This window comes from Streptomyces sp. NPDC005181 (genome assembly GCF_040608395.1).
Taxonomy (GTDB): domain Bacteria; phylum Actinomycetota; class Actinomycetes; order Streptomycetales; family Streptomycetaceae; genus Streptomyces.
On sequence record NZ_JBEXID010000158.1, the window covers coordinates 1 to 8,875 of the forward strand.

Sequence of the window (8,875 nt, forward strand, 5' to 3'; positions counted from 1 at the left end):
AGGAGGAACGCCCGTGACGCCACCCGGCCACTGCACATCCTGGACATTCCATGATCAGAAAACGGTCATACCCGCTTCACGCCGAGGCCCTGGCTACGCCCCCCCTCGCGATCCGGTCGATAGGCAACAGGGTGCCGCCCAGGGTCACTCATGCTGCACGGCTCGCGGCCCTTGATGGCGTCGGTGAGGCTGGACACGCGTGCGGCCAGGACGTCGATAGCCTCGCGGATGTAGTGGTATACGGTCGCGACGCCGATGCCGAATCCGGCGGCGAGCATAGGTCTCACGCAGTCACGGTTCCAAGATGCGTCGGGCTGAATCCAGGTGCAAGGTCGAAGAGAGACATGCGCCTGCCACACCGCCCAGGACACCCTAAGACCCGTCCTCTTGGACAGGGCCAACTCGCAGAGGCTCCGCGTCATATGAAGACTCCGCCGTTGACGGGAAGATTCGTAATGATCGGAAGACTGGCCAGGTTCTTCGGGGCGACTCTCCTTTTCTTTGGAGTCGCGGCGCCTCACTCGGCCGCTGCAGTCGAAACCGCCAGACAACCCACGCAGCCCATTGAATGCCGAGACATCTACTTCTTCGGCGGACACGGCCTTGGTGAAGGGGGAGTGGAAGATTGGGGGGAAACGGTCCAAGACGTATTTGATAAGTATTTGCGAGGTATACGCGATGCCGACCCCGATGTGGCAGTCGGCGGCGAATCCATCGGATACCCAAGGACGGAGTTCCCAGATTGGGTGAAACTCGTCCGAGAGCGGTTCAGTAACGGACAGGAGGAGGTAATCAATGGAGCTATAGCGCTCAACAATCAGCTCACCGAGAGGTACAGAGCCTGTCCTAACGAGCACTTTGTTCTTGCCGGATATTCGGAGGGGGCGTGGGTGATTCATCTGTATCTCAAGAATCTTGGCACTAGAGTTCTTGATAGGATCGCCGGTGTCGCGCTTCTCGGCGATCCGCAATACCGCGGAACTGGCGTCATTCCCAAGTGGTACTCAAACCATGCGATCACCCCTTACTTCTCTCCTGCCATCGAGGATAGGGTCGCCAGTTGGTGTGTCTCGTACGACCTTCCAGCCGCAAAGCGCACTGTATTCGATCCAGTCTGTCACTACTCTGGGCTTGGCCCTGGATCAGACCTAGCGAACTGCCAAAAGGCTGCCAAGGGAGAGCTTGACAAGGTTTGGTGCCCGCACCTTCGTTACGTGGAGACGGGCGGAACCAAGCGGGCTGCCGACTTCCTAGTGTCTCGAAGCTGAGGATGGATCGAACATCCAGCACAGTTCTTCAAAGAGACCCGTACTGAATCCTCGATAAGGGCGCCTGACCTTAAAATTCAGAGGGGATCGATTCGATGTGGGGTACCTCTTGGCGACATGCCTCTGCAGTTATGGCTGCAGCCTGCATTCTCGTCGCAGCATCGACCCTGGCCACCGGGTCGTCTACTCAGGCGACATCTCAAGCCCGGCACGGCGGAGACTTCCTGGAGCCGAAGGCGTATTCTAAATCGCTGGCGTACAGAGCGATTGATTGGGAGAATCGCAATTACAGACTCACTTGCGACGACATGGTCGACAAGCCCGTCAAGGTGGAGGTGCGCAATGGTAAGGGGATCGCGAAAGGCGACGATATTGGCGGATATGATCGCTGGGAGATTGAGGTTCAGCGGACCGCCCAGGGCAGCTTGCCAAGCCTCGGTAAAGTGACTGCTGTGCTGTTTTATTGCTCTCCGCAACCGAGCAACTTCTTCGAGCAGGAACTACGCGTTTACCGTACCGATGACGGCAGCGAGATAGGCAGCACACCCACTTTCGATACCACCCCTGAATTGCCACCCCAGTACCAGCAAAAATCTTTGGTCGTCAAGGACGGCCGCGTAGCCGCAGATGTCAAGTTCTATGGACCTGAAGACAGCCATGCGGATGGACCATCAATACTCCGCCATGTCACCTGGACTTGGAGGGACGGCCACTTCATCACACACGTGGTGGACACGGGTTCGGAGGACCGTGGCGCGGTTGACCTGAGCCACCAGCCCATCACCGTCACCGGAATGGGTCCTCTAAAGATGGGCATGAGCCGGGGCGACGCGGCGAAAGCGATCGGCTCACCGATCCCAGGCAAGGAAGGCAGAAGAGTCTGTACAGACTTCAGCGTGGAAGGAGGGCCGAAAGGACTCCTTCTACGCTTCGCATCTGACCGCCTTGTCGCGATCTACGTGATACCACCGGCGACGACAATCTCGACGCGCTCAGGCATCCACATCGGCAGCACTCGAGACGATGTACTCGATACGTACGCCGGAAAGGTCACAGCTACAACCCCCGACTACGGTGGTGAGGAGCTCGTTTTCGCACCAGCCGCTCCGGAGTTCGCGGGCAAAGTCATCATGTTCAGCATGAGCAACGATGTCGTCGAAGCCTTCATCGCTGGTGAGCGTGACTGGGCAAGGTTTGCCCCCTCCTGCGGAGCTCCCGAGTAGCAGTCGTCCGCGTCACGTGCGGTCAACCGGGGCGGCGACCCGGGCTTCGCCGTCGGCGACGCGCCGGTCCTGGAAGCGGAGGTTGGAGCGGGCGGCCTTGAGTCGCGCGTCGAGGGTGCGATTGTCGGCCGTCAGTTGGCGGACGCGTTGTTTGAGGGTGGTGTTCTCGGTGGTGATCCGTTGGACGGCTTCCTCGGTCCACTCGGCTTCCAAGTCGCGGATCTGGCCAAGGAGTTAGCCGATTCGGGTGCGCTGGGCGAGGATCTCGGCTTGGGCCGTCTTGAGGGCGTCCTCGGCGTTGAGCGCGCGTTCGCGCCAGGTCGCCTCGCGCTCGTCGCGTCCTGGTCGGTGAGCGTCAGGGTCCGGTGTTCGCCGGCCTCGTCCATCTCCGAGGCGATGGCGTCTCTGGCCTCGGGGTTGTCGTAGAGGAAGGTGCGCGAGACGTCCGCCCTGCGGGCGACGGCGGCGACGCTGACCCGGGCCTTCTCGCGCCGCAGCCGGGCGACGGCCTCGCGAACGCGCTGGAGGGCAGCTTCGGTCCTCTGGCGGCGGGCCGCAAGGGCAGCGGCCGTGCGCGCTTCTTGCCGTCCAGGCGGGCCTGGCCGCGGAGGGCGAGGCCTAGGCGTTCGCGGTTGCGCAGGTCCGCGACGAAGTTGTGAGCGTGTTCTTCGCGCAGTTCCCCGGGATCGTGGCCGCCACCCGGCGCCTCGGTCTCCAAGAAGGCAGACAGTTCGGCGCCCACGCGGCGCAGGAAGTCCACCGGCTGGGCGCTGCGCGGGCAGGAGGGCGAGCGCAGCACGTCGGCGATGTGGTCCCAGAAACGGTCGCGCAACCACCGCTGGGAGATGCAGGTCAAGTCAACGTAGCTGGAGCTGTGTGGGAAGCACACCCCGAAGTGCTCGGTCTCGATATAGCCGCCATCGCGGATGTCGGGGGGCTGAAGTAGCCTTTCCGCAGGGCCTGTTGTATCTCCTGGACCATGCGCTGGTGGTAGTCGCGGCGAAGACGGACGGGTCCAGGCCGACCACGTAGCGGCGCTGGCACTCGTCCGCAAGTGACTGCACCCATGTCAGATGCCACACGGCGATGAGCTGCAGGCTGTGAACGGTTGCGGTGCCGGAAGCACAGCACCACGGCGTGCACCGAGCACATCGCATGGCGCCGCCAGCGCGACCACGCGCATTCGGGGACCGTGCAGCTCCAGGAATAGACCGGGTGGGCCGGCGGGATCTTCAACACCCCACCGCGCAGCACCGGATCGAACTCGGGCCCGCCGATCAGTGCGGTAAGCACCTCCAGCCGGTCCCGTCGTGTACGGGCATCCTGCCGCGGCAGCGGGGACGGCGCCATCACCTGCCCTCACCCCAGACCGTGCGCAAGGCAGCATCGAAGACGGGATCGTGGACGTCGACATGGCCGTAGACCTCATCGACCGTGGCGGCCGAGGCCCAGCCGCCTGCGTCCCGGGCGATCAGCAGATTGCCGTCGGCGGCGTCGAGGACCGCCGACGTAAAACTGTGCCGGAAGGCGTGGGGGCTGACCAGCCCGAGCCAGCATGCGACGAGCCCCGACCGGCGCCCAGGGCTGCCCGGTGCCCGGGCCGTGCAGCTGGACCAGAAGCATGCCGTGCCCGGCCCCGCGCGGGTACTCGCTGGTGACGCACTCGAAGTAGGCGTGCACCATCGCCGGGCTGAACCTCTTGATCCGCCCGCCTGTCACCGTGCCGTGCTCGACCTGCCAGGCGTGCTTGGTCTTGGCCCGGTTCGGGTTGCCGGGCCGGTGGCAGACGTGCAGGTGAAGGCTGCGGCACTCGCCGCAGGACGCGTTCTCCCGCAGGTGCAGATCGACCAGGTACAGCCCGCACAGCTCGCCGATGCGCAGCCCGCCGTCGGCGAGCCAGGTCACCACCAACCGGTCCCGGGCCGAGTTCACCGTCTCCAGCAGCCTCTCCACAACGACGTGCTCACCTTCGGGAGTGAGCAGTTCGACGGCGTCTGTTTCGTCGCGCCTTCCCGACAACGAAGTGAGCTGTTACAGGGTGCTCTACCTCATCAAGTGCCTCGCTGCCGCTCGCCGTGCGCGCGGCCCGGCTTTCCGCCGGGCCGACGCCTGTCTTCGCCCCGCTCCGGCCCGTCCGCCGACCCGCGCCCGAGCGCAGCAGCCACTGACCGAGAGGGGTACGTCGTAGCTGGGGCGGTCGGCGCTCCGAGACTTTAGGGCTCTCCTGCGCGATGTGTGGGTCATGCTCTCGCGGGTTGACGTCCTGGGAGGGTGGGGCGGGGCCGGCGAGGGTCAGCATGACCAGGGCGATGACGGCGTCGGCGGAGTGGAAGCCGACCCTGGCGCGCCGCCTGTGCATGGCCCAGATCGCCGCGTCCGTATCCACCTCCAGGACGCCGTCGCCGTCGGGCACCGTCTGGAGGCAGTAGTCACAGATGGCGACCAGGTCGTCGGCCGTGGCGCACAGTCGCCCGCGTGCGTCGCTCCTTGGTGGGGAGAGCCTACCCAGCGAACCACACGAGCTGGCGCCGAAGCACCGCACGGGGCTGGGTACCAGCCTCCTGCGGGCCCTGCTCGGCGAGGTGGTCGTCGAAGAACGGCACGGCTTCCTGGACAGCCCGCTCGACGTGCTTGGGCATGTCGTACAAGTCCATGTGGGTGCCGCCCTCGACGAGTTAATAGAGACCCTCCGACCCGTTCCGGCCCTGCCTCGAACCAGCTCGACACCGACAACTCCCTCACGCTGCAGCAACTTTGAACAAACTCGCGGCTGTCCGTACCTTGTCAAGTCACGCGCGGGGTTCGAGTATGTGTCCACCTGTCACCATCTGACTCGATGAGGTCCAGACATGAGCAAATGGGTCCGCGCTCTCGCCACGGCGGCGCTGGTTGCAACGTCAGTGCTCTTCCCGGCCACGCCCGCCACTGCGGATGACAATTGTCCGGGTTCATGGGACGTGGAGATCGGAGGGGGCCACTACCCGGTCAGCCTCCATGCCGTCACGGTTTGGCTCTGCCACGACCGGGCGTTCACCAACGCCTATGCGCGAGCATGGGTTCCGAACGACGGGGCTTCCTGGATCCTCTCGGTGGACCGCCACCGCACCGAGGTGTCAGGGAAGGAGTTCTGGACAACTGCCGAAATCCAGAACATCGGTGGCGGGTGGGACTACTGGGAGGACTCCGGTGTGTACTGGTTGGAGACCTCGGAACACGACAACTACAAGAACGCGATGCGCGTCTGCCTGCGTCGCAACGGTGGGCTCCAGTGTGCCGGCTGGTGGTTTGCTGATCAAGATCTCTGATCTGAGCAGCGCCGTGTCCCCGCGACTGGCGCCCTGTCCGGTCCGGGCCATGTGTACCGGCAGTTTCGGGCTCTCCTGCCCCGATGTGTGAGTCATGCTCTCGCGGGTTGACGTCCTGGGAGGGTGGGGCGGGGGCCGGCGAGGGTGAGCATGACCAGGGCGATGATGGCGTCGGCGGCAGCCCGGCGAGGCGGTCGACGGTGGCGTCCCGGTCGGCCACGAACCGCTCCACGATCGACCCGACCGTCCGCCACGAGATCCGCATCAACTCGGCCGTCGCGGTCTTGGAGCACTCCGCGCCCAGCCAGGCCGTCTGCTGGTCGAAGGCCAGGGTGTGCCCGGCGTCGTGCCGGGCCCACGGCACGGCGATCACCGTCGGGCCGTGGACGCAGCAGTCCACCCGCGGTGCGTCGGCCTCCACAAACACCTTCGCAGCCCCGTGGTCCAGGTCACGCCACCGGCGCCGCCCGCGTCCGGCGTCGTACTAGGGGGCGCGGCGCCGGCAGATCCCGCACCGACCGCGCCGCCGCGCGTCAGGCCGCACCGACACGACCACGCACTGTTCCGATTCATCCCAGATGGCGCCCTCGACCACGGTGTTTTCGACCATCAAGGTGCGCTTCCATATCCTGAAGGCAGGCACGCCGTCTCTCTGCTTGATCCAACTTGAGCATCGACACCTCGAGGATCACAGAGGACGGCGTGTTTCATGTCCAGCCCCAGGCCAGCCCACCCACACATGCGGTAGGAGAGCCGACTTTAGGCAGCCACCATGGGCGAGCCTCGAAGATCGGGGCCCACATCGGGCCATTGCGGGCAGGCGAGGAGCCAGCCCGATTCGCGGCGAGCGTACGGGCCGAGAGCCTGATCGCTGCCCTGGCGAAGTGGGACATCGCGGCGGCCGTCGAGACCAACGAGGATGGCAACACCCGCCGCAAAGTCCGTCACCGCAACCGCCGTCAAGGAGCCGACCACCTACCAGCGGAAGAAGATGTTCGCAGCGCTCACCGCGCCCGACTTCCGACTCCCCGGTGACACCAACGGCCGGTCGCTCGACGTGATACTCGGCCAGCGCTGAATCCAGGAGTACGCCGCCGACGGGCGACTGGCCGGCCCCGCCCGCCGCGCCGGAAGCCACGGCTTCACCCACTTCCGCCTCACCTTCAAGGGCCGCATGGCACTCCTGCCGCCGTCGAAGCGGTTCGCGCTGGAGTCTGCCGACGACCGCGGCTGCATCGCCTCCACGGTCAGGTGGTCAAGGACTCGGTCACGCCGTACATCACCAACCTGGCTCGCCGGGTCATGGGACAGCCCATCATCGACGAAACCCCGGCCAGCGTTCTGCGGCGGCAACGTTGATTTCTCGAATGTGGATGGTGCCGCACCGATTGGCCCGGCGCCTTCCGGTGTTTATCCTCTGCCGACCGGGGTGAGCTTGCCTCAGGTGGATCCGCCGATACCTTTACCTGGTCGCTTTTCTTCCGCTAGGCGTTCGGCTGCCCATGACGCGGTGGCGGGCGTAGCATGAAAGTAGTGCTGGCCCTCAAAGGCGAGACGCGAACGGACGCTAAGTCAGGGCCCATCGACGCATTGAAACGACGTCGGCCCAACATCGTGCCTGGCACGTGCCCGTTACCGGGTCGTTGACCCCCCCTACAGTTTCGGGTTGGAAAATATCATGCTAGGAAATGGGTTCGTCCGAGCAGTTGTAGCCGTTGCCATCTCCGGCCCCTTGGCAATGGGCGGAGTGGCGGTGGCAAGCAGTGCCGCGTCTGCGAGCCCCGATATCAATGTGGCCGTGTCGAGGCCATGTGTGGAGCATGATAGTTCGCACCCGACGTGTCCGCCCAAACAAGTCAAGCCACCTTCGCGTCAGGATCAGGGGCTTATTTGCAAGGTCTGGGGACGCTGCAAAAAGCGGCCCCCGCGGCACTTGTGTGACCTCTGGGGGTGCCACAAGAAGCAAGTGAAGCCCGTGAAGCCTGACATGCGCATCTGTAACTTGCACCCGTGGTGCGATCCGCTTCCCCCCTGGCTCGACAAATTGTTGAACCACACGTGACGCCGCCGAAAGGCCGAATCAGCAGCCGCAGCGGCTGCAGCTCGACATCAGGGCAGTGCGCACAACGAGGTTGGGCCTGGCGTCGATCGACCGGGGGGTGGTTCTGGGGACTGAGACCGTGTCAGATCGTACTCAGGGCATCAGGCTCCGTGCAGTGACGAACATCCAGGTGGCACTCATGAACGGTTTCTTCCGTCGGTAGTAGTGCTGAACCAGGGTGCCGGGAGGCTCTGACACCGCCCGACACCAGAGCGCGAGCTGTCAACCATGGCCGAGCGACAGCAGGGTTTCGTGCATCACGCGATTGTACAAATGGGAAGGAGTTTACGATGGTAAGTAAAGTCGCCATCATGGCACCTGTCGCGGCAGTTTGCATTCTCCTAGGGATAGCGTCGCCAGCGGACGCTTCCTACAACACGATCAGCGCTACGTCCGGTTGGCAGACTGTTGATAACGTCACTGCCGGACAAACGGTCGACATTTCCGCTTCCGGTAGTTGGACGGTTGATTCTAGCCGCGACAACGAGCTTGGTGGACGCGTCGGTCCTAGCGGATACAGTTGGGGCACCGATGCGATAATCGGATTCCAGGGGCTTTGTCACGTCATAGAGTCCGGTTCCTACGGAACACTTATCGGCCAGATTGGCAACGGCCCCGTGTTTCTGGTGGAGTCCAGCGCCAACTTCGGTGCCCAAGACTCCGGGCCGCTAAAGTTGCGCATCAACGATGCAGACGCCTGCCTGGGAGATAACGCTGGCTCTGTAAATGTATCGGTCAGCATCACGTAATGTGGTGAGATCTCCGGTACATTGGCGCGCGCTCGACTGACGTTATCACGCTTCCAGCGCACACGATCAGCGATAGGGGTGGAGCCGACACCAACAACCGCGCCGGGCCCGGCCCGGCCCGGCCCGGCCCCCAAGTACTACAGCAGCAGATCTTGTGACGGTTGATCGGTGCTGTCGTTGAGTGGTCATGCTGGTGGATGTGACGGAGGAGCATCTCAGCCTGTGGGCT

The 8,875-nt window shown here is 64.1% G+C and carries 9 protein-coding genes and 2 pseudogenes; 5 read left to right on the forward strand and 6 right to left on the reverse strand.

Translation table 11 applies throughout. The features are described from left to right. Positions 1–151: 151 nt before the first annotated feature. Positions 152–275, reverse strand: a pseudogene (locus tag ABZV38_RS38325) (IS5/IS1182 family transposase); the annotation flags it as partial. A 180-nt stretch (positions 276–455) separates the two neighbouring features. Here ABZV38_RS38325 and ABZV38_RS38330 point away from each other — a divergent pair. Together ABZV38_RS38330 and ABZV38_RS38335 are read left to right on the forward strand one after the other, a co-directional pair. Beyond that, the gene (locus ABZV38_RS38330; RefSeq protein WP_356333336.1) at positions 456–1,268 is read left to right on the forward strand and encodes a cutinase family protein; all 813 of its coding nucleotides are present in this window, start codon (positions 456–458) and stop codon (positions 1,266–1,268) included. A 308-nt stretch (positions 1,269–1,576) separates the two neighbouring features. After that, a complete protein-coding gene (locus ABZV38_RS38335) occupies positions 1,577–2,491 on the forward strand; it encodes a hypothetical protein (protein WP_356333338.1) in 915 nt (304 codons plus the stop codon). Positions 2,492–2,503: 12 nt separating this feature from the next. Here the strand turns inward: ABZV38_RS38335 and ABZV38_RS38340 are convergent, their stop codons facing one another. The 4 genes from ABZV38_RS38340 to ABZV38_RS38355 form a co-directional block, all read right to left on the reverse strand. Then, a complete protein-coding gene (locus tag ABZV38_RS38340) occupies positions 2,504–2,704 on the reverse strand; it encodes a hypothetical protein (protein WP_356333350.1) in 201 nt (66 codons plus the stop codon). Then, complete coding sequence (locus ABZV38_RS38345; protein WP_356333340.1) at positions 2,623–3,327, reverse strand: DUF6262 family protein; 705 nt, start codon at positions 3,325–3,327, stop codon at positions 2,623–2,625. The genes ABZV38_RS38340 and ABZV38_RS38345 overlap by 82 nt, the downstream gene beginning before the upstream one ends. Before the next feature lie 589 nt (positions 3,328–3,916). Next, positions 3,917–4,444: a hypothetical protein gene (locus tag ABZV38_RS38350; RefSeq protein WP_356333342.1), complete on the reverse strand. Its 528-nt coding sequence runs from the start codon at positions 4,442–4,444 to the stop codon at positions 3,917–3,919. 548 nt (positions 4,445–4,992) lie between these two features. Next, entirely contained in the window at positions 4,993–5,145 is a 153-nt protein-coding gene (locus ABZV38_RS38355) for a hypothetical protein (protein ID WP_356333344.1), read from the reverse strand. A 195-nt stretch (positions 5,146–5,340) separates the two neighbouring features. Here ABZV38_RS38355 and ABZV38_RS38360 point away from each other — a divergent pair, with 195 nt between their 5' ends. Further along, the gene (locus ABZV38_RS38360; RefSeq protein WP_356333353.1) at positions 5,341–5,796 is read left to right on the forward strand and encodes a hypothetical protein; all 456 of its coding nucleotides are present in this window, start codon (positions 5,341–5,343) and stop codon (positions 5,794–5,796) included. A gap of 178 nt (positions 5,797–5,974) precedes the next feature. Here the strand turns inward: ABZV38_RS38360 and ABZV38_RS38365 are convergent. Continuing rightward, positions 5,975–6,406, reverse strand: a pseudogene (locus ABZV38_RS38365) (helix-turn-helix domain-containing protein); the annotation flags it as partial. 309 nt (positions 6,407–6,715) lie between these two features. Between ABZV38_RS38365 and ABZV38_RS38370 the strand changes: the two are divergent. Both ABZV38_RS38370 and ABZV38_RS38375 read left to right on the forward strand, forming a co-directional pair. Beyond that, positions 6,716–6,874: a hypothetical protein gene (locus ABZV38_RS38370; RefSeq protein WP_356333346.1), complete on the forward strand. Its 159-nt coding sequence runs from the start codon at positions 6,716–6,718 to the stop codon at positions 6,872–6,874. Positions 6,875–8,208: 1,334 nt separating this feature from the next. Further along, positions 8,209–8,646: a hypothetical protein gene (locus tag ABZV38_RS38375; RefSeq protein WP_356333348.1), complete on the forward strand. Its 438-nt coding sequence runs from the start codon at positions 8,209–8,211 to the stop codon at positions 8,644–8,646. The last annotated feature ends 229 nt before the right edge of the window (positions 8,647–8,875 follow it).